Origin of the sequence: Bacteroides sp. 3_1_13 (assembly GCF_001185845.1) — a bacterium.
GTDB lineage: Bacteria > Bacteroidota > Bacteroidia > Bacteroidales > Bacteroidaceae > Bacteroides > Bacteroides xylanisolvens.
Genome location: NZ_KQ236956.1, coordinates 1,992,899 through 2,013,625, shown reverse-complemented (window position 1 = coordinate 2,013,625; position 20,727 = coordinate 1,992,899). Strand labels below are relative to the sequence as shown.

Sequence of the window (20,727 nt, the reverse complement as noted above, 5' to 3'; positions counted from 1 at the left end):
AGAAAACCACTGTAACAAAGGTAGTGGTTTTCTAAATGAGAACAAGTTCTTTGGATGTTTTGTTTACAGGTTAGTCAAAATCGACTACTGTGATTCCGGCACCGCCAAACTGCACATGTTCGTCGGCATAGTGGCTCACTCCCGGTACGGTGGCCAGATACTGGCGGATTAATGTACGAAGTATTCCCGTTCCTGTGCCGTGAAGGATGCGTACACGGTCCATGCCGACTAATATGGCGTCATCGATAAAATAGGTGACTGCTTGCAGAGCTTCGTCTCCACGCATTCCACGTACGTCAATGTCTTGTTTGAAGCTAAGCTTCTTTTCGTACATTTGGTCATGCGTCTGGCTACTGACAAAGGTGCTTTTGGCGATTCCTTCCATCTTGGGTGCATTATTACTACGTTCCAGACGGTCTATTTTTACGGTCGTTTTTATGCTTCCAAAAGCAACGGTCGCATTTTTACCATTGATTTCCATCACTTGGCCGACACTTGTCTGTCCTTTGATTTTTACATTTTCACCTACTGCAATCGGCACTACTTTAGGAGCACTTGACGGGGAAGAGACTGCGGCTTTCGGTTCGTTTTTCTTATTTTTCTTCCGTTCTTGTTTCTCCTTTAATTTCTTCATTTTCTGTGCAATCTTCTCTTCATGCTCTTTAGAAGCCAGCGCATCTAAAGAAGTACGGAAGTCTGTCAGTTCCTGACGTGCCTGGCGTGTCTTTTCCTTTTCAGCTTGTGCTTCCTTGATTGTGCGTATTGTGTTTTCAATGCGTGCATTGGATTCCTGAAGCATCCGTTCCGCTTCTTCTTTTGCTTGCCGGATGATCTCTTTCCGTGATTTCTGCAACTCTTCCATTTCCGTTTGGTAGCGGGCAATGGTTTCTTCCATGTGTTTTTCCCGTTGACGGATAGTTTGACGTTTTCCTTCCCAGTAACGCTTGTCGCGCACGATGTCCTGAAGGTATTTGTCGGCATTGATATATTCACTTCCTACGATTTCCGAAGCATCTGCAATGACATCTTCCGGCAATCCGATTTTTCGTGCGATTTCTACGGCAAACGAACTTCCGGGATTTCCGATTTGTAGCTGGAAAAGTGCTTGCATGAGATGGCGGTCGTAAAGCATGGCTCCGTTCACTACTCCTTCATGATCTTCGGCAAAATGTTTCAGATTCTGGTAGTGGGTGGTGATGACTCCGAATGTTCCTTTCTGGTTGAAACGTTTCAGAACGGCTTCGGCAATAGCACCTCCAATTTGCGGTTCCGTACCTCCACCGAATTCGTCAATCAGGATGAGGCTCCGCTCGTTGCAACTCTTCATCATGATTTTCATATTGGTCAGGTGAGAAGAGTAGGTACTCAAATCGTCTTCAATAGATTGTTCATCACCAATATCGATAAAGATGCTGCTGAATATACCGGCGTGACTGCGTTCGTGCAAGGGAATGAGCATACCGCATTGCAACATATATTGCAGTAAACCGACTGTTTTGAGGCAGACGGACTTACCTCCGGCATTCGGACCGGATATAATAAGAATGCGTTGTTTTTGATTCAGTTCTATATCCAGTGGTACGACTTTCTTTCCGTGTTTGGCAAGTGAAAGTTGTAATAAAGGATGCACAGCCATTGTCCAGTCCAGTAGTTGCTCATTCTCTACAGCGGTTTTCAGACTATTGGTCTGTATGGCGAAATAGCTTTTCGCGCGGATAAAATCTATTTCTGCCAGAAATTCGTATGATTGAAGGATTTCCGGGATAGACGGACGGAGAATGTTTGAAAACTCGGTAAGGATGCGAATAATTTCGCGTCGTTCGTCGCCTTCGAGTTCGCGAATACGGTTGTTGGCTTCTACGACTTCCGCCGGTTCTATAAACACTGTTTTCCCGCTAGCGGATTCATCGTGTACAATACCTTTGATTTTTCGTTTGAGTCCGGGTGCGACGGGGATCACCAAACGTCCGTCACGCATGGTGGGAGCTACGTCTTTATCTACGTATCCTTCGGATTGTGCGCTGCGCAGAATGCTGTTTAACGAGCGGGAAATATTTCCCATCGTACTGGCAAGTTCGCGACGTATACGGGCTAATTCGGTGGAAGCATTATCCTTGATTTTTCCATATTTGTTAAGGATGCCGTCTATTTTTCCTATCAGTTGAGGGAAAACGGCTATATCTCCTGCCAGTCGTTTCAGACTGGGGTAGGGGGTGTCGTTCTCTTCTTCATCTTCATTCCGATGGAGAAAACGTACAATGTCGCGGATGGTTTCTAACGAACGGCGCAGGTCGAATAGTTCTTGCTCGTCCAGATACATTCCTTCTATCCGCACTCGCTTTAGTGAAGGGCGGACATCAAAGAAAAATTGATCGGGAAATCCGTCTTTTTCCTGGATGATACGGACAAACTCTGTTACCTGGTTTAATTTCTCCTCTACTTCTTCATGTTGCTCGGAAAAGGTCATGTCTGTAACTCTTTCTTCGCCTAAAGTGCTAAGACACTTATCTTTTAGTAACTGTCTGATCTGGTCGAATCCTATCTTTTGCTCAAAATTTTGAGGGTATATCATATCTTTGTTCTTACTAATGGACTGCAAAAATACGATTAATTCGCGAAAAAATTATCAGAATGTTTGCAGATTTAAAAATGATTCGTACCTTTGCACCGCTTTCAACGGAAAGCACTTCTGATAAAGGAGTTTTGGAGAGGTGGCAGAGTGGTCGATTGCGGCGGTCTTGAAAACCGTTGTACTGCGAGGTACCCGGGGTTCGAATCCCTGTCTCTCCGCAACAAACGCTGAAAATCAGCAAATTGTAAAACAAACACCCAGTTTTACACCCAAGAATGTAAAGTCGGGTGTTTTTGTTTTATTTAAGATAATACAACCACTACATAATAAAAGAGTAGCGATATTAAAAGAATCCGATGAGAAAAGACTAATATTTATCTATCCATTCACTTTGATTTTTCAGGACTTTACATCGTCCTGAAAGTATTTGTTATTGTATTCCAACGTCAGGAGTGGATTATAATACAAGTTTTTTGTGTGGATAGAATTTCGTTTTGCTTAATGTACGAAAGTACTTATCTATAAACGCATGAAATATTAGCACAATGAATCATTGGAAATCAACTTTGGCCGTGATAGGAATAGGCCAACTCATATCTATTTTAACAAGTACGATTGTTGGCTTCTCCATTATTTTTTGGATTAGCAACGAATTTAAATCCCCGACAGCTTTATCTCTGGCTATTTTAGCTGGATTTTTACCACAATTTGTATTAGGCTTGTTTGCCGGGGTCTATGTTGACAGATGGAATCGAAAGAAAACGATGTTTTATTCGGACTTGTTCATCGCGTTCTGTACCCTATGTCTTTTTATTGTGATAACCAAGGGTTATAAAGACCTTTCTTTTTTTTATCTATTGACTGCTTGTCGTTCAATAGGCAGTACGTTTCATGCACCTGCTTTACAGGCAAGCATCCCTCTACTGGTTCCCAAGCACCATCTTGTCAGGGTATCAGGTTTGTACCATTCCATTCAATCCTTCAGTGAGGTGATAGCTCCCGTTGTAGGGGCAAGCCTCGTTGTTTGGCTTCCCATACAGTATATTCTGCTCATAGATGTGATCGGAGCTGTTGCTGCTTGTCTGACCTTACTTTGTGTCCAGATTCCTTCTCTTCAAAAAACGAAAGTTCTTCCAGATTTCAAAAAAGAACTGACGGAATGTTGGCATACCTTGCGGCGTACAATGGGCATTTTGCCTTTATTCGTATGCTTTACGCTGGTGACTTTTGTCCTTATGCCTGTTTTTACGTTATTTCCTTTTATGACGCTTCTGCATTTCAACGGAAACATTTTGCAAATGGGAGTTGTGGAAATGGGTTGGGGCTCAGGGGCATTGTTGGGCGGTTTAGTACTTGCCTGTAAGGCTTTGAAAAGCAAGCAAACATTAGTGATGCATACGGCTTATGTGATATTGGGATTGTATCTGATTAGCGCCAGTTATTTACCATCAAGCGCATTTATAGGTTTTGTTTGCCTAACATTTACAGGAGGCATAGCCTATTCCATTTACCATGCGCTTTTCATCGCTATTATTCAGCAGAACTTGGCTTCGGACATGCTTGGACGGACTTTTTCTCTCATCTTTAGTTTGAGTACCTTTCCATCAATGCTGGGTATCGTAGCTTCAGGATATTGGGTGGAAGCATGGGGTATCACATCCGTCTTTATGATCAGCGGATGGGTTATCTTTCTGATTGGAGTGGGTGCAAATTTTATTTCTTCAATCAAGCAGTTGGATAATTACGCATAGTATTATTTATTAAAGAATTATTATATGACAAAGAAAGAACACACTACGATTACAGAGTTATTTCAAGTTTTGGACTTGTTGGAAAGCCTGGACATGCAGTTTTGGTTGGATGGAGGCTGGGGAGTGGATGTCTTGTACGGACAGCAAACCCGCTTGCATAGAGATATTGACATTGATTTTGATGCCAATTATACAGACCAACTCCTTGATCTTTTGCAGGAGAGAGGATATCAAATTGAAACAAATTGGTTGCCCACCCGTATGGAACTGTATAGCAAAGAATTAGGCTATATTGATATCCATCCTTTTGTCTTGAATGCGGACGGCACTTCCAAACAAGCCGACTTGGATGGAGGCTGGTATGAATTTCAACCGGACTATTTTGGAACAGCAGTCTTTGAAGGCAGAAGCATCCCTTGCATTTCTGCAAAAGGGCAACAAGTATTCCATTCGGGCTACGATTTAAGAGAGAAGGATATTCACGATTTATCTATAATTAAACAATGTATAACAACAATGAGCCTAACAATTAGATAAGAACAAGAAAATGACAGAAAAACAAATTGTCTGGTATATCTTACTTACAGAAGTAAAGATAGACAGTGACACCCAGTCTGTCACATCCCTGAGTGTAGCTCCATTGGCAGTCTTGCCGGAATTCCAGCGTAAGGGAATTGGGGGGGATGTTGATTCAGTAAGCCCATCAGAGGGCAGCACTTTTGGGTTACGGCACAGCAGTCGTATTGGGGCATAAAGAGTATTATCCTCGATTTGGCTATCGCAAGGCTATCGATTTAGGAATTGAATTTCCTTTCGAAGTCTCTCATGAATATTGCATGGTGGCTGAATTAATACCTGGAGCTACTGAGAATGTGAAAGGTATGGTTTGTTATCCAACTGACTTTAAATAGTTTAACAAGTAAAATTCATTATATAACTCGGACTGGGTATTTCAATTTCCCAGTCCGTATTCTGATAGTACTTATTCAATTGGAAGATTGTGTTGCTTCAAGAATGAAAGTTTATCCCAATACCCTCTTTGAAAGACGATTTTGTTATCTTTTACATGAAAAAATCCGCATCCACGAAGTCCAAGAGAGTCTTTCCATTCCATGATAGCCCATTCGCCATCTTCAAAAATATTTTCCACCATACAAACCATTTTAGCAGTGGCAAATTCATTCACAAACATTTTGTAGATTGATTCTTTACCAATTATTGGTTCGTTTGCGACTTGATGATTTACTGCATTAGTAGCATACAGCTCTGCTATATGATAAGCATCTGCTTTGTTAAAGCAATCTATCCATTTTTCCAAAACTTCTTTAGGCTTCATTTTTTATAAATTCTTAGGATTTTGATTCTGTAATAAAAACAATCTGTTTGGATGCATAGATACTTGATTTTATTAATAATAGGCTATTCTATATTCTAAATCCTCTGGATTTTTGCTCTCTCTGCACCGAGTTACGTAGATTCTGCTGTAACTTTTCCCATTGTTCCTTAAACCATTGTACTATGGGTTGTCGGTTTATGGTCAGCATAAGCTTACCACTATCCATCGGATGTTTCTCAACCCTAAAAATATCATTCTTGATGTCAAATTTCCACCTGTGTTCTTCGGAATAAATTTTGCCACTACATTGTATGGATTCTTTCTTTGTCAAGAGGTTTTCTATCATGTCTTTGGTAAACCCGATAACAGCGCATAATTTTTCCATTCTCAACATCTCTTTGAACATGGGAAACCATTTGTGGGCTTTTTCAAGCAAGGTGCTCAATCGTGATATTTCCTTGTCTTTGGCTTCAAGTTCTTGATTATGTATTCTTTGAAGATTACGAATTTGTCTGCTATGCTGTTCCTGTATTTGTTGTATCTGAATTTTTAATTCATCAGTAGCTTTGTCCCGTTTGGTAATTTCCTGATGTAGCTGCTCGATGTGATGTTCCAGTTCTTTCAGCTTACCGCTTCCGAAAAGAGAACCTACACCGCTTGCTATGGCGGTAGCAGCATTGGTGGCTGTTTTCTTTAGTTTGTCCGTGCGTATCTCTGCTTTTACCTGTTTGAGTTCCTGTTCGGCAAGGCTTACTTGTTGTTCCTTGTGTCGCTTGGTTTCCTCTATACGTTGCAGTTCGGCTTTCTGCTTCTCAATGATGAAATCATTTCGTTCCAGATGCTCTTTACCTGTGACAGCTTTTGCCTGTCCACGTTCCATCAGGAGAATATCGGAAGCAAGGGTCTGCATGGTTGCCATATCCTCGTCATTGAGCTTTCGGCTCTTTCCAGTTTCATGGTTCATCCAGTCGAATACGACATGAGCATGATAATTTGGTTTGAACCATCTGTTACCGACTTGGAAGCTCTCCTTGTCTTCTGCTTCCGGCTGACCGTTCAGCCAATGCCCTTCGTCTTTATGCAGGAAAATCTGTAGCGGAGTGATGCCCCAGCGTCTTTGGCACTCTTCACCGAATTTGCGTACATCAGCCAGTGTGGTGTCCGGTCTGATAAGCAATACTCCTTCACGGATGGGTGAGCATCCCGCCACCTTGATAATCTTTCCATTCTTTCCCTTGCGTTCCCTTTCCTTTTCCTGCATGGCACGTCCGGTCTTTTCCTTGACCATTTGCTTGATATTGTCATAATGAGTTCGCAGTTCGGGAGTGCCGAAGTCGGGATTTATCCACTGTTCGTTATCGGTGGAAAGTTCGGGAACGACATAGATTCTGGACTCCCCGATATTACGCATATACTCGGCAGTCCTTCGGTTGTGTGCCTCGCTCGATGCGATGTTGCAAGGCTTGATATGTATGCTTGATTTTGTTGCCATAGCTTCTTTCCTTTGTTTACAATTGATTTACTTTGCTCGCTTTCGCAGAGGGGTTCTTAGGGGTAACCCATAAGCGGAGATTGCAAAGAGAGGGTCACTCTTTGCTCGGGGTTCTCAGGGGTGAAACGCCCTGAGTGGGTCATTAGGGCAAAGCCCTAATCCCCTCGGGAGAGCCCACAACTACGAAAGCGAAGCGTGTAGTTATAGTGGGCTATAACTGGAAGCCGTTCTTCTTTTCCGGTGATTGGCTGCGCACCCCTTTGGCGGACTGGAGCTGCCTTTTTCTTTCAATCTGTTTCTGTAAGTATTCGTTCAAGTCCTTGCATCCTCTGTAAATCTGCGAAGCGTCCCGGAGGTACCGCTCTCTGCCGTATTCCATGCGGATTTGCCGGAGTGCTTCCAGTCCTGCATGGTCGTTGTCGAAAAAGCAGTGGATGCGTTCGTAATTGCCCAACGGATAGAGAGCCTTGTTTACATTCGATACGGAGTTCAATACAATGTAGTCCTGCCCGTCCAATTCCGGATAATTTGGGCAGCTCTCTTGTCTCAATGTCAAAAAGGAGAGGTAGTCCATAAATCCCTCGAACACATAACAGGTATTCCTCGCTTTTCCCGACTGCCTGATGTGGGAGATTTCCTTTGGGGCGATGCAGCCCTTGAAATAGCGGTTGCGGATTTCATATCCACACGAACCATTGGGAAAGGCGATGGCAAAGTACCGCTTGCCGTTGTGAGTGAAACGTGCTTCACTACATTCTCTTTTCGCCAGTTTTATGTTAATTCCTCTACCTTGTAAGTAGGCAAGCAGGGCAGTAGATGACAGCGGAACAATCTCCAACTGTTGGAAGCTCGGCTCGGAAGAGTTTTGCTTTCCAAAAGAGAAAGATACCGGGCGCACGTGCGGTGTCTGCTCTGCTATCCGTTTCAAGATGTAAGGTACATGGTCGGTAGCGTACAGGTGTGCAGCCAGTTCTATGATACCACCACCTTTACCCAAACCGAAGTCATACCATTGTTCACGTTCGGTATTTACCTTGAACGAGGCTTCGGCTTCTTCCCTTAACGGTGATTTATACCACAGATTGACACCTTGTTGCTTGACGGGAGAATATCCTAAACTATGCAGATAATCCGCTATTCTGATTTGCTTGGCTGTCTGTATATCCATAAAATGATTGTTTTAGTAGTTGGTGAATTGGTTTATTTTTCTTTTTGCCCGTACCTTTTTAGGAAGTACGGTCTATAATCACTTCACTAAATTCTCGTATATATAGGATACGGTAATAAAGTGAAGTGATTTAGTCCCATTCCCCAAGCACTTCACTATATTCCTAATATATACACCCCGAGAATAAAGTGAAGTGATTGCAGGGAAATGGGCTAATAGTGGAAGTCAGGCATGAATGTGTATTTTCTGCCTGTCTCCTGCACTATCATCCGTTTGTTGCGGAGCATGGTGATGAGCGATACCGCCTTTTTATGGTTCAGCTTTACACCCACTGACATATAGGTCTTGATTAAGGCATCTTCCAGTTCCTTGTAGCCGTATTCCTCTTTCAGCCCGAAAACGGCTTCCAATGCGATACGGTGCTGCTGCTCGGTGATATGCCTGTAAGGGTCGAACTTCTCTTCTTCGGGTCTTCCCGGCTTCTTTGTTTCAGGTTTGTATCCCTCAATGAGTTCGGGAAGGGCTTTGTCGTTGATACGGAATGCGAAAGGCTCAAAGTCCATTGCCCGGATGTGAATGGCTGAAACATGGCTGATGTCACCGTTGCCCTTGTCCTTTTCTACCTGCAATACGGTTTCCGCCTTGTTGTTCAACTCCGTACCAATGTGCCCTCTTGCGTTCTCATCCCCTTTGTTCTGATGCAGTATCGTATGGATATGTATCTGCCTGTCGTCCGTCCACTGCATCAGCTTGGATATGATGCGTGTTGATTCACTGGGGCTGTTGATGTCATACACCATATCCCGTATGCCGTCTATAATTACAAGACCGATTTCGGGTGTATTGTAAATAGCCTGTTCCACAATCCTGATACGCTGCTCAGGCGTGTATTTTCTTAAGGCAAGAAATTCAAGATTCTCATTGTCCCTATCATCTGGCAAACCAGCCATTCGCAAAATGCGCGTCATGACTTTCAGACAATGGTAAGGGCTTTGCTCTGTATCAACATAAAGCACTTTCCGCTTATCTTCAGGCAGTTCAGCCACATACCGCAGCACTGTGCCGTTCTTCAATGCAGCGGCTACGATAGCCGATACATTGAACGTTTTTTTACTTTTGGCTTTGCCGATGGATGCGCTGAAATTACCCAATGTCCCAATGACAGAATCATGTACTTTAAGGATTTCAGGTGCTTTCTCATAACTTTTCGACAGGCTCAAACGTGAGGCTTGCCAAAGGATTATGGCTTCTTCAGCCGATATTTCCTTAGTCTCTTTCATATAGTCCATAGCCATGCCTCCCGTTATTTCCGTCCTCCTGTTTTCTTTCCAGCCAGTTCAAGGGCAAGCTCAACATCCACGATAATCTTACGTCCTATCTGAGTGATTGCCTTGTCAATCTTTCCGCTTTTCTTGATACGGTTGGCGGTGGGTAGGCTGCACCCGAACAGTTTGGCTATGCCCAGTATTCCGTACACATATTTTCTTTCTGTGTCTGTAATGGGCTGTGGCTGCGTTTCCGTTTGACGGGAAGCGTGCTTACTTAGGAATATGAACTCTTCACCTGTCATCTGCCAGACGGGTTTTGATAATAATTCTTGAAGATTTTTCATCATTCAATCTATTTAGTCGTTTAACAATCAGCCCTGCGCACTGGCTGTTATCTCTGTTCTCGAACGATGCAAAATTAGGTAGGGTTGTAAGTGGTAAGGATGTGGTTGATATAAATGGAATATCTTGTTATTTATCTGAATATCAGATAATAAAAATACCACTCAAAAATTTAATTTGAGTGGTAAAAGTGGTTGTTTCGTAAAATGTCAGGGCATATCACAGATTATCGGAATATACCATCCATTTCTTTGGCAAATTTCCGGTTGCTGTCACTGGGGAAATCGGAAACAGGCTCTTTGTACTTTGACTTGTAGTAGCTTTCCTCAATATCCAATATTTTCAGGATATTCCTCTTCCAATTCTCCCTGTCCTGTTTGGGCAGTTTTTCGCTCATCAGGAATATCAGATAGCAGGTACGTATTTTTTCTCTCGGTCTGATTTGGGGTTTGGTGTCGCTTGGTAGCAGGTTCATGCAGGTATAGAAATCATGTTCGGAAATATTCTCGAACTGTTCTCCCACGCAGGTTACATGAATGAGCGAAAGCAGTTCCATATTGAAATACTCAGTCTGTTTCGTTCCCAGCACTTCTTCCTGTATGTTGGGGGCATTTGGTTCTTGTTCGGCTGGCTCTTCCGGCTCGTTTGTTTCATCAAATACATATTTCGCCAATGTCTCTTTGAGGTGGCAGCCCAGCCGATAGATTTCATTGAAACGGCTTTTTGCATATTGCAGGGCTTTCTCTCTGGTCTGTTTTTGCAGATCGTAGAGTTCGGTCAGCTTGTTTTTTTTCTCCTCGTATTCATCTTTGCACCGTTCATATTCCATTTCCGCACGCTTTTCATCCTCTGCAGTGTGTTCCCGATAACCTATGGAATCGTATCGGTGGTATGCTTCGTTTAGCGGAGCATGGAGCTTGGTCGTCTTGTATTGCTGTTCTTCTATGGCTTCTTTATAGATTTCTGAAACTCGGAAGCAGATATTGTAAACGGTCTGTTCATCCGGCATACATCCTTTCTTGTAATAACTTATGTTTTCGCATACTTCCTTTTTCAGGCTATTCAGAATCAGTGTGTATTGCTCCTGTGGAAGATGAAACACCAGTTCAAGAATGGCTGTTTCAAGAACCGTTACATCATTGTAGTCCAGATAGAACTTGGTAATGAATTTCTGCTTTTCAAAAGAGAAACCTTTATTATCAAACCAGTCTTTATATATTCTGTTCAATTCTCCGTATCGGGGAATCAGCGTTGTAATTACATCTTTCATGGACGCAACTATTTTTGAGTGTTATTGTCTTTGTCAAGGAAAGAGGCCAGTTCTTCTTCCACTTCTTCCACGCTGGGCAACGCTGATTTCAGTTTCTCGGGAATCGCTTTGCTCAATTGGTAATCGCTGATGCCGATGGGCTGGTCATAGCCTGTCAATGCGTATTGTGCCACAACTTCGTCTTTTCCCTTGCATAGCAACAACCCGATAGTCTTGTTGTCATTCTCTCCCCTCAGTTTATCATCCACCACATTGATGTAGAAGTTCAGTTGTCCTGCATACTCCGGTTTGAATGGGGTAGCCTTTAATTCTACCACGATATATGCGTGCAACGGAATGGAATATAGAATCAGGTCGGCAAAGAAATCGCTGTTTCCGACTTGGAAGTGCTTCTGCCGGGCAACGAAGGCAAAACCGTTGCCCATTTCCAACAGGTAGCGGGTAACGTGTTTCACCAGCTGTTCTTCAATATCCCTTTCGTCTGCTTTTTCTTTGGCTCCTGCCAAATCAAAGATGTACGGGTCTTTGAGTAGGTAATTGGCAAGGTCGCTTTGTGGAGCCGGAAGTGTGGTCGTGAAATTGTTTACCTTGTTGTTGCTGATTTGTCGGCTATACAAATCACTGTCAATTTGCATTTTCAATACATTGCTGCTCCATCCCATTTCCACAGACTGCTTCATGTACCAGTAGCTTAGACCTAAAGGTAGCGAACTGTCAAGTATAGTCATTTGGCTTGTCCAGTTTATTTTGGCTATAGGAGAGGTCAAGAAAACTTCTTCTATTTCCCTGATTCCCATCCTGTAAATGGCAGACACGGTTTTTCCCACATCTTCAAATTGCGCAGGAACTTCCTGCGTAATTGCTAATGATTGACAATCAATCGATTGTATTTGCGCAGTAAGTTCCTGCGTAAATTGCTTGTCATTCAGTTTTAATACTTCATTGGTCACACTCTGTATGGTTGGGACAGACAGGCTTGCATCTGTTTCTATGAAACTTTGCAACGCTCTTAAAGGATATGCTTTTGCAAACTGGCACATATAGGTAAGGTTACGTTCCGAATAGCCTTTCTTTTCAGGGTAATGCAGTCGGATAGCCTTTGCCAACTGCTTGATGATTTTGCTTCCCCATCCGTGCAGCTGCTGGTGATAAAGGATGTAATTGCCTATCTTCCAGTAATGGAACAGCATTTGTGCATTGGCTGCAACAATCAGCCTTACTTGTGCCTGTTCTATTTCCGAACCGACCGCTTGTATGAATGCATCAAAATTCGTTTTCTCTATGTTGGATTCCTTGTTGCTCATATTGTGATGATAATTTCTACAAATATAGTCATTGGTAACTATCTATGAAACTGTTTGATACTTTTATAGTTGATTAAACTTGTTCATGGCATTTGCCTTAATATCATCCGCTATGTCAATGTAGGGTTTCATAGCTTTGTAGTCGCTGTGTCCCGTCCATTTCATGACCACCTGTGCCGGGATTCCGAGAGCCAGCGCATTGCAGATGAATGTCCTTCTTCCTGCATGGGTACTGAGCAAAGCGTATTTGGGTGTGACTTCATCAATACGTTCATTTCCCTTGTAGTAGGTTTCCCGTACAGGCTCGTTGATTTCTGCCAGTTCGCCCAGCTCTTTCAGGTAATCGTTCATCTTCTGGTTGCTGATGACGGGCAGAGCCATGTAATTCTCGAAATGGATGTCCTTGTATTTGTCCAGTATGGCTTTGCTGTATTTGTTCAGTTCAATCGTCAGGCTGTCGGCAGTCTTGACTGTGGTTATTTCGATGTGGTCGGACTTCACATCGCTTCTTTTCAGATTGCGAACATCCGAATACCGCAAACTCGTAAAGCAGCAGAACAGGAAAACATCACGCACACGTTCCAGGTATTGCTTATCCTTGGGTATCTGGTAGTCTTTCAGCTTGTTCAGTTCATCCCAAGTCAGGAAGATTACTTTTTTCGAGGTGGTTTTCAGTTTCGGTTTGAACGTATCGTATGCAATGTTCTGATGATGTCCTTTCTTGAAGCTCCAGCGCAGGAACCATTTGAGGAATCCCATTTGCTTGCCGATGGTGCTGTTTCTCATATCCTTGGTGTCACGCAGGAAGTTGACGTATTCGTTCAATCCAAACTCGTTGAAATAGTTGAACGTTGCATCCTCCTTGAACTCTTTGAGGTGGTTCCTCACTGCTGCAAATTTTTCATAGGTGGATGCCGTCCAGTTATTCTGGTTACCGCACTCTTTTACAAACTCATCGAACACCTCCCAAAAGCTGACAGGGGCTTCTTCCGGCTGTTCTTCGCTGGTGTCTTTCATTCTCATGTTGAAAGCTTCCTTCAACTGTTGGGTCGTTGGCATGACCTCCTGCACCTCAAATTCCTTGAAAATATTCTGGATTTCGGCATAGTATTTCAGCAAGTCCGTATTGATTTCGGCTGCACTTTGCTTTAGCTTGTTGGTACATCCGTTCTTTACCCGCTGCTTATCTGCATCCCATTTGGCTACGTCAATCCGGTAGCCCGTTGTAAACTCGATGCGTTGGCTGGCAAAGATGACACGCATACGGATGGGTACGTTCTCTACGATTGGCACACCGTTCTTTTTCCGGCTCTCCAATGCAAAAATGATGTTGCGCTTGATATTCATAATTGGGTGCGTTTGAAATTCTACACCCAAATATACACCCAATTATTGAGATAGCAAAAGACATTTAGAAACATTTACTTTTACTCTATATTGTAATTTGCACTTGATTATCAGTCGTTTGCAGTTTTATGATATTCTGTGAAAGTATAAGTTCGAGAGCCTGTCTCTCCGCTTTTAAGCATTGAATATCAATGCATTATAGAATAAGCATCCTAATTAAGGTATCAGAAAATGACCTTATGGGATGCTTTTTTATTTTATGATATTTTTTTGTGATTTGATCCCAATTTAGTGTATTAACAGGGAAAATTTGCAGACAGGAAATTTCTCTGTATCTTTGCCGACATGGCGCAAAAAGGTGAGTTACATATAAGAAATAAGCACAATGGTCAATATGATTTTCCGTTGTTGATAGAAAATTATCCTCCACTTAAGAGATTCGTATCACTTAATCCTCTGGGTGTACAAACTATAAACTTTTTTAATCCGCAAGCTGTAAAAGCTTTAAATAAAGCATTATTAATCAGTTATTATGGCATTCGTTATTGGGATATACCGAAACAATACTTGTGTCCACCCATTCCCGGAAGAGCGGATTATATTCATTATATTGCCGATCTTATTCAGCCGGATAGGGTAGCGAAAGATTTGCGGGTAGAGGATGAGGATGCGAACGAACAGAAAACGAAACGCAGATGTCTGGATGTTGGGGTAGGTGCAAATTGTATTTATCCGATTATAGGGCACACAGAGTATGGATGGACATTTGTGGGCAGTGATATTGATCCGGTCTCGATAGAAAATGCACGGAAGATAGTGACTTGCAACCCGGTATTGGCACATAAGATTGACTTGCGACTTCAGAAAGATAGTCGAAAGATTTTTGATGGAATTATCATGCCTGACGAATACTTTGATGTTACGATCTGTAACCCTCCGTTTCATAGCTCGAAGGAAGAAGCGGAAGACGGAACTTTGCGCAAATTGAGTAGCCTGAAAGGGACGAAGGTGAAAAAAGTACAATTAAATTTTGGCGGGAGTGCGAATGAACTTTGGTGTGAGGGTGGAGAAATCCGTTTTATACTGAATATGATCTCCGAGAGTCAGAAATATCAGAAGAACTGTGGATGGTTCACCAGCTTGGTTTCAAAAGAAAAGAATCTCGAAAAGCTATGTGCTAAATTGAAGTCTGTGAATGTATCGGAATATAAGATTATCAGAATGCAGCAGGGAACTAAAAGCAGCAGAATATTAGCCTGGCGATTTTCTAATAACTCATAATAATGAGTGCTTATTGATCTGTTATTTTTAAACCTATTAAATAAAATATTATGGAAACAAATTACATCACTTTGACGAAGGAGAATATTGCGGACGAACATATATGCTGTGCTTTTTCGGACAAGAAATGCAAAGATAGTTATGAATTAAAAAAAGCATGGCTGAAAAAAGAGTTTGATAATGGTTATGTTTTCAGACGTATTGACGAACGGGCAAAAGTGTTCATCGAATATGGTCCTGCTGAAAAGGCGTGGGTTCCTGTCAGTGCTCCTAATTATCTGATGATAAATTGTTTCTGGGTATCGGGTAAATATAAAGGATGCGGGCATGGCAGGGCTTTGCTGCAGTCTGCTATTGATGATGCGAAATTGCAGGGAAAAGATGGTTTAGTTACCGTAGTGGGCACTTCTAAATTTCATTTTATGAGTGATACAAAATGGCTGCTGCGACAAGGTTTCCAAACTATAGAAAAACTTCCTTACGGATTCAGTTTGTTGGCTTTGAAAATAAATCCGGCTGCTCCCGATCCTTCATTCAACGACAGTGTATTGACAGGTGAGTGTCCCGACCGGGATGGAATAGTAGTGTATTATACTCATCGCTGTCCGTTTACAGAATTCCATGTTCGCGGTTCTTTGGTCAATGCAGCCAAGAGTAAGGATCTTCCATTAAAAATAATAGAATTAGAAACCATGGAACAAGCACAAAATGCGCCTACACCAGCCACTATCTTTACTCTTTTTTATAATGGGAAGTTTGTTACAACCGATTTGAGCGCGTGTATTGAAGCCCGGTTGGGGAAGGCTTTAGGCTTGTGATTCTGTGAGATGAAGATTTATCAGAAACTAGGATTGGGATAAGAAGATAGCTAATGTTTCTTATTTTAATTTTGCAAAATTAAGATGCACCTTGCACTTTTTGTGGAAAATACATATCTTTGGATGCTGAATGATTAAAACACGGTAAGATCTTATGCGTTTTTTTGTATGTATTTTGGTGCTTTTATTTGTACACAATCAATTTTCGAGGGCTGATAAAACTTTAACTGATGATTCTCTGTATACGGAGAAATATATCAGGAATATTTATATTCCCGAACCTAGGCGTGCTCTGCAATTACTGGACGAAGCGGAGAACAGGAAAACGATTCCTTTGCGGGTTGTAAATGAATTGCGTAGTTTATCATATAGTAATATGTATATGAATAAACTAGCATTTATGTATGCAAGGAAAGCTTATTTGCTTGATTCCCTATATCAAAAAGATCCGAAACACATGCTGAAAATGACAGTACATTTGGCTGAATTTTCGGCAATGATGAGCAAATATAATGAAAGTATGCGTTATGCATTAGATGGAATCAGGCAGGCGCAAGAGTTAGGGAACAGGGAAGCCAAAGCCAGGTTATTTTTCTGTATGGGAGAGAATAATTGGAGATTATCTTTTAAAGATAAAGCATACGATTATTTTAACCGGACTATTGAGCTTTTGCGGGGCTCAAAGGAGAAGCGGGAAATGATGCTGCTCTCTTATTACTATGGAGCAGAAATGAGCTTTTTAATGAATGATTCTCGAATTGATGAGGCATTGAAAGTGGGGTTTGAGCGTGAAAAGCAAATTGAACGGCTTAAGGCAGTACCTCAAATCTCTGAAGATTATATAGACGGTCAATATAGTTATTTATATGCCAAATTAGCCTACATCTATTGCATGGAGAAGAAATATGAGAAGGCGGAGCAATATTATCAGAAATACTTATCAAAGAAAGAGTCTCATACTCCCGACGGAAAAATGTACTCGGTTCCTTATTTGGCGCTTTCCGGACAATATGAAAAGGTTATTGATAATTGCAGGGGGTTCAAGGAATTGATGAGAACCCAGCAGGATACTTTGAATGAACAGTATCTGACTGTCCTTCGACAGGAAGTGAAGGCATATTTGGGTATGCATAAATACAAAGAAGCTGCCGAGATACGTGAAACGATTTTAACTATAACAGATAGTATCAATACCCGGGATAGAAACAATGCTGCATTGGAATTGAATGCAATGTACGGCGCTTCTGAAAAAGAAGAATATATTGCCGAACAGGCTTTTCAATTAAAAATAAGAAATATTACCCTCTGTTTTCTTGCGTGTATTGTTGTACTGACTCTGTTTATTGTTTGGCGTTTGTGGCATTTCAATCATATAGTCGAATATAAGAACAGGATGCTTGCCAGGCTTATAAACGAGAAATTTGCTAATAGAAAAGATGGGAACCAGTTATCGGAAGTATACGAACAACTGGCTGTTGTGTCGGAGATTGAACCGGAACGTATTTCACCCGAAGAACTGGAAGAACTTGCTAACGATACAGATAAAGAAAGTGGGGAAGAAGAAGAGAATAAAAAGATATTTCAGGAACTGAATGATATCGTTATTCAGAAACAGTTATATCTTTCTTCAGAATTGTCGAGAGAAGATCTGGCACAAATCGTACATCTGAATAACGCACGTTTTGCGAGGATGATAAGAGAATGTACCGGGACCAATTTCAATGGATATATCAATGAATTGCGCATTAATTATGCCATTGAACTGATGAAAAAGCATCCTAACTATACGATACGTGCCATTGCAGATGAGGCCGGATTTAATAGCACCCCGATTTTATACAATCTTTTTAAGAAAAAGACGGGAATGACTCCTTACGAATTTAAAAAAGCACAGGATTCGTTACAGAATTGAGTGGATTCTGCTAAACAATTTTCGCATTTTCCGGTTTATCTATTTATAATTAACTATAAATAGAAATGATACAGGTAAGGATAAAGCGGGTTTACGAAGATTTTTCAGAAACAGATGGCTACCGGGTACTGGTAGATAAATTATGGCCACGTGGAATGAAGAAAGAATGGCTTAAGTACGATTATTGGGCAAAAGACATCACACCGTCTTCCACATTGCGTAGATGGTTTCACGAAGATATTCCCGGACACTGGGAAGACTTTGTCATACAGTATCAGAAAGAACTTGACGCTTCTTCCTCAATGGCTGATTTTCTGACTCTTATCAAGCCGCATCCGGTGATAACATTGCTTTACGCTTCCAAAGAACCGGTGTATAATCATGCCCGTATCCTCCGCGATTATCTGGAAATGCGTTTGAAAGAGTGAAATTAAAGTAATTTTTATCTGTTTACGCTTTCTGTCGTTCACTCAATTTCCTACCTTTGTAATCTAAATCAAAATCGTGTAATCATGAAGTATAAATTATTGGTTCTTGATGTAGACGGAACACTCCTCAATGATGCGAAAGAAATTAGTAAGCGTACATTGGCTGCCCTGTTGAAGGTTCAGCAAATGGGAGTACGTATTGTGCTGGCATCCGGCAGACCGACTTATGGCCTGATGCCGTTGGCCAAGATGCTTGAACTTGGAAACTATGGAGGTTTTATCCTTTCCTATAATGGCTGTCAGATTATCAATGCACAAAACGGGGAAATTCTGTTTGAACGTCGGATTAATCCCGAAATGTTGCCGTATCTGGAAAAGAAAGCCCGTAAAAACGGTTTTGCCTTATTCACTTATCATGATGATACGATTATAACGGATTCTCCTGAAAATGAACATATCCAAAATGAAGCCCGGTTGAATAACCTGCAAATAATTAAAGAAGAAGAATTTTCTGCTGCCGTTGATTTTGCTCCTTGTAAGTGTATGCTGGTGAGCGATGACGAAGAAGCACTGGTTGGTTTGGAAGATCACTGGAAGAGACGACTGAACGGAGCGTTGGACGTATTCCGTTCGGAGCCATATTTTCTGGAAGTAGTTCCCTGCGCCATCGACAAAGCCAACTCTTTGGGCGCTTTGCTGGAGGTGCTGGATATGAAGCGTGAGGAAGTGATTGCTGTAGGCGATGGTGTGTGTGACGTAACAATGATTCAATTGGCCGGGCTGGGCGTAGCTATGGGACATTCACAAGACTCGGTGAAAGCCTGTGCCGACTATGTGACCGCTTCGAATGAGGAAGACGGAGTGGCCGTTGCAGTGGAGAAGGCTATTATAGCTGAAGTGCGTGCTGCTGAAATTCCCCTTGACCAACTGAATGCGCAGGCACGCCACGCATTAATGGGAAACTTGGGAATTCAATATACATACGCCGACGAAGACCGTGTGGAAGCAACGATGCCGGTAGACCATCGTACCCGTCAGCCTTTCGGCATTTTGCATGGGGGAGCTACTCTTGCGTTGGCGGAAACAGTTGCCGGACTCGGTTCGATGATTCTTTGCCAGCCGGACGAGATTGTAGTAGGAATGCAGGTCAGCGGAAACCATATATCTTCTGCACATGAAGGAGATACAGTGCGTGCGGTAGGAACAGTTGTACATAAGGGACGTTCCTCCCACGTATGGAATGTAGACGTGTTTACTTCAACAAACAAACTGGTGTCTTCCATACGGGTAGTCAACAGTGTGATGAAAAAGAGATGACCGACGAAGAAATAAGTAACTTGACAACTATTGATGCATTTATTCAGCGGAAGCAGCCGTTTGCTGTTTACCGTATTCCCGGAGAGAAAGTTCCCCGTCTGTTGACGCAGGCGGAAGGAGCGGTCCGTTTGATATACGATTTGAAAGAACTGAATGGACAGAGAGGATTTGTAATTGCTCCGTTTCAGGTGAGTGAGTCATGTCCGGTTGTGTTGATTCAACCCGATCAGTGGGGGCAGCCTTTACCCGTGGATGATGATACGGAAGAAGATCGGGAGATAGCCTTGCGCCTGCAAGGACAAGAATCATTTCTGACTTCTTCTACGGAAGAATATGCGGCATGCTTTCATATCTTTATAAATGCGTTACGTGACAGGACGTTTGATAAACTAGTGCTTTCCCGTCATCTTACAGTTGATAAAGTAGCTGATTTTTCTCCTTTGTCCATCTTTCGGGCGGCTTGTAAACGTTATATTCATTCGTATATTTACTTATGTTATACTCCGCAGACGGGCATCTGGCTGGGAAGCACTCCTGAAATTATTTTATCAGGTGAGAAAGACGAATGGCATACGGTTGCACTAGCCGGAACACAGCCTTTGCAAGATGGCAGACTGCCACAAGTATGGGATGAAAAGAACCGGAAAGAACAAGATTATGTTGCTTCTTATATCCGTCGGCAGCTTCTTTCACTGGATATTCATTCTACGGAAAACGGGCCATATCCTGCTTATGCTGGTGCTTTGTCACATTTAAAAACTGATTTCCGTTTTTCTTTGAAAGATAATAAAGGTTTGGGAGACCTTCTGAAAGTTTTGCATCCGACACCTGCCGTATGCGGCCTGCCGAAAGAAGAAGCCTATCAGTTTATTTTGCAGAATGAAGGTTACGACCGCCGCTATTACTCCGGCTTTATCGGATGGCTCGATCCGGGAGGGCGAACAGACATCTATGTAAACTTACGCTGTATGCATATCGAAGATAAACAACTTACTCTTTATGCCGGCGGTGGATTATTGGCCTCTTCGGAATTGAATGACGAATGGCTGGAAACGGAGAAGAAGTTGCAAACCATCAAACGGCTGATTGCAGTGCCTCCTTTAAAATCATAAACTACTAAT

At 42.2% G+C, this 20,727-nt stretch carries 17 protein-coding genes and 1 tRNA gene; 9 read left to right on the top strand and 9 right to left on the bottom strand.

Annotation, left to right across the window (positions count from 1 at the left end; genetic code table 11):
• Window positions 1-70: 70 nt before the first annotated feature.
• A complete protein-coding gene (locus HMPREF9009_RS20610) occupies window positions 71-2,572 on the bottom strand; it encodes an endonuclease MutS2 (RefSeq protein WP_008643107.1) in 2,502 nt (833 codons plus the stop codon).
• A 133-nt stretch (window positions 2,573-2,705) separates the two neighbouring features.
• On the opposite strand from HMPREF9009_RS20610, the gene HMPREF9009_RS20605 reads away from it, so the two are divergent.
• The 3 genes from HMPREF9009_RS20605 to lnu(AN2) all read left to right on the top strand — a co-directional run bounded on the left by HMPREF9009_RS20605 (window position 2,706) and on the right by lnu(AN2) (window position 4,860).
• Window positions 2,706-2,790, top strand: a tRNA-Ser gene (locus HMPREF9009_RS20605).
• A gap of 327 nt (window positions 2,791-3,117) precedes the next feature.
• Window positions 3,118-4,323 carry a macrolide efflux MFS transporter Mef(En2) gene (gene mef(En2), locus HMPREF9009_RS20600; RefSeq protein ID WP_005786079.1) on the top strand — a complete coding sequence of 402 codons (1,206 nt, stop codon included), beginning with the start codon at window positions 3,118-3,120 and terminating at the stop codon, window positions 4,321-4,323.
• A gap of 24 nt (window positions 4,324-4,347) precedes the next feature.
• Window positions 4,348-4,860: a lincosamide nucleotidyltransferase Lnu(AN2) gene (gene lnu(AN2) / locus HMPREF9009_RS20595; protein WP_009038171.1), complete on the top strand. Its 513-nt coding sequence runs from the start codon at window positions 4,348-4,350 to the stop codon at window positions 4,858-4,860.
• Window positions 4,861-5,305: 445 nt separating this feature from the next.
• On the opposite strand, the gene HMPREF9009_RS20585 is transcribed toward lnu(AN2), so the two are convergent.
• From HMPREF9009_RS20585 to HMPREF9009_RS20550, 8 genes are all read right to left on the bottom strand, one after another.
• A complete protein-coding gene (locus tag HMPREF9009_RS20585; protein WP_004308780.1) occupies window positions 5,306-5,659 on the bottom strand; it encodes a nuclear transport factor 2 family protein in 354 nt (117 codons plus the stop codon).
• Window positions 5,660-5,747: 88 nt separating this feature from the next.
• Window positions 5,748-7,151 carry a hypothetical protein gene (locus HMPREF9009_RS20580; RefSeq protein ID WP_004308779.1) on the bottom strand — a complete coding sequence of 468 codons (1,404 nt, stop codon included), beginning with the start codon at window positions 7,149-7,151 and terminating at the stop codon, window positions 5,748-5,750.
• Window positions 7,152-7,362: 211 nt separating this feature from the next.
• A complete protein-coding gene (locus HMPREF9009_RS20575) occupies window positions 7,363-8,319 on the bottom strand; it encodes a toprim domain-containing protein (protein ID WP_025077123.1) in 957 nt (318 codons plus the stop codon).
• A gap of 212 nt (window positions 8,320-8,531) precedes the next feature.
• Window positions 8,532-9,608, bottom strand: coding sequence for an AAA family ATPase (locus HMPREF9009_RS20570; protein ID WP_008766855.1), 1,077 nt, complete (start codon window positions 9,606-9,608; stop codon window positions 8,532-8,534).
• Window positions 9,609-9,622: 14 nt separating this feature from the next.
• Window positions 9,623-9,931: a DUF3853 family protein gene (locus HMPREF9009_RS20565; RefSeq protein WP_004308776.1), complete on the bottom strand. Its 309-nt coding sequence runs from the start codon at window positions 9,929-9,931 to the stop codon at window positions 9,623-9,625.
• 224 nt (window positions 9,932-10,155) lie between these two features.
• A complete protein-coding gene (locus HMPREF9009_RS20560; protein ID WP_004308775.1) occupies window positions 10,156-11,199 on the bottom strand; it encodes a hypothetical protein in 1,044 nt (347 codons plus the stop codon).
• An 8-nt stretch (window positions 11,200-11,207) separates the two neighbouring features.
• Entirely contained in the window at window positions 11,208-12,503 is a 1,296-nt protein-coding gene (locus HMPREF9009_RS20555; protein WP_004308774.1) for a PDDEXK nuclease domain-containing protein, read from the bottom strand.
• A 63-nt stretch (window positions 12,504-12,566) separates the two neighbouring features.
• Window positions 12,567-13,850 carry a site-specific integrase gene (locus tag HMPREF9009_RS20550; RefSeq protein WP_004308773.1) on the bottom strand — a complete coding sequence of 428 codons (1,284 nt, stop codon included), beginning with the start codon at window positions 13,848-13,850 and terminating at the stop codon, window positions 12,567-12,569.
• 345 nt (window positions 13,851-14,195) lie between these two features.
• On the opposite strand from HMPREF9009_RS20550, the gene rlmF reads away from it, so the two are divergent.
• The 6 genes from rlmF (at window position 14,196) to HMPREF9009_RS20520 (ending at window position 20,718) form a co-directional block, all read left to right on the top strand.
• Window positions 14,196-15,131: a 23S rRNA (adenine(1618)-N(6))-methyltransferase RlmF gene (gene rlmF, locus HMPREF9009_RS20545; RefSeq protein WP_049703141.1), complete on the top strand. Its 936-nt coding sequence runs from the start codon at window positions 14,196-14,198 to the stop codon at window positions 15,129-15,131.
• 50 nt (window positions 15,132-15,181) lie between these two features.
• On the top strand, window positions 15,182-15,949 hold the full coding sequence (locus tag HMPREF9009_RS20540; protein ID WP_049703140.1) for an N-acetyltransferase: 768 nt from the start codon (window positions 15,182-15,184) through the stop codon (window positions 15,947-15,949).
• A gap of 154 nt (window positions 15,950-16,103) precedes the next feature.
• Window positions 16,104-17,861 carry a helix-turn-helix domain-containing protein gene (locus tag HMPREF9009_RS20535; RefSeq protein ID WP_049703139.1) on the top strand — a complete coding sequence of 586 codons (1,758 nt, stop codon included), beginning with the start codon at window positions 16,104-16,106 and terminating at the stop codon, window positions 17,859-17,861.
• Between the two features lie 65 nt (window positions 17,862-17,926).
• Complete coding sequence (locus HMPREF9009_RS20530; protein ID WP_008021523.1) at window positions 17,927-18,289, top strand: DUF488 domain-containing protein; 363 nt, start codon at window positions 17,927-17,929, stop codon at window positions 18,287-18,289.
• A gap of 84 nt (window positions 18,290-18,373) precedes the next feature.
• Window positions 18,374-19,606: a Cof-type HAD-IIB family hydrolase gene (locus HMPREF9009_RS20525; protein WP_008021524.1), complete on the top strand. Its 1,233-nt coding sequence runs from the start codon at window positions 18,374-18,376 to the stop codon at window positions 19,604-19,606.
• A complete protein-coding gene (locus HMPREF9009_RS20520; protein ID WP_049703138.1) occupies window positions 19,603-20,718 on the top strand; it encodes an isochorismate synthase in 1,116 nt (371 codons plus the stop codon). Before HMPREF9009_RS20525 ends, HMPREF9009_RS20520 begins: the two co-directional genes overlap by 4 nt.
• Window positions 20,719-20,727: the final 9 nt, after the last annotated feature.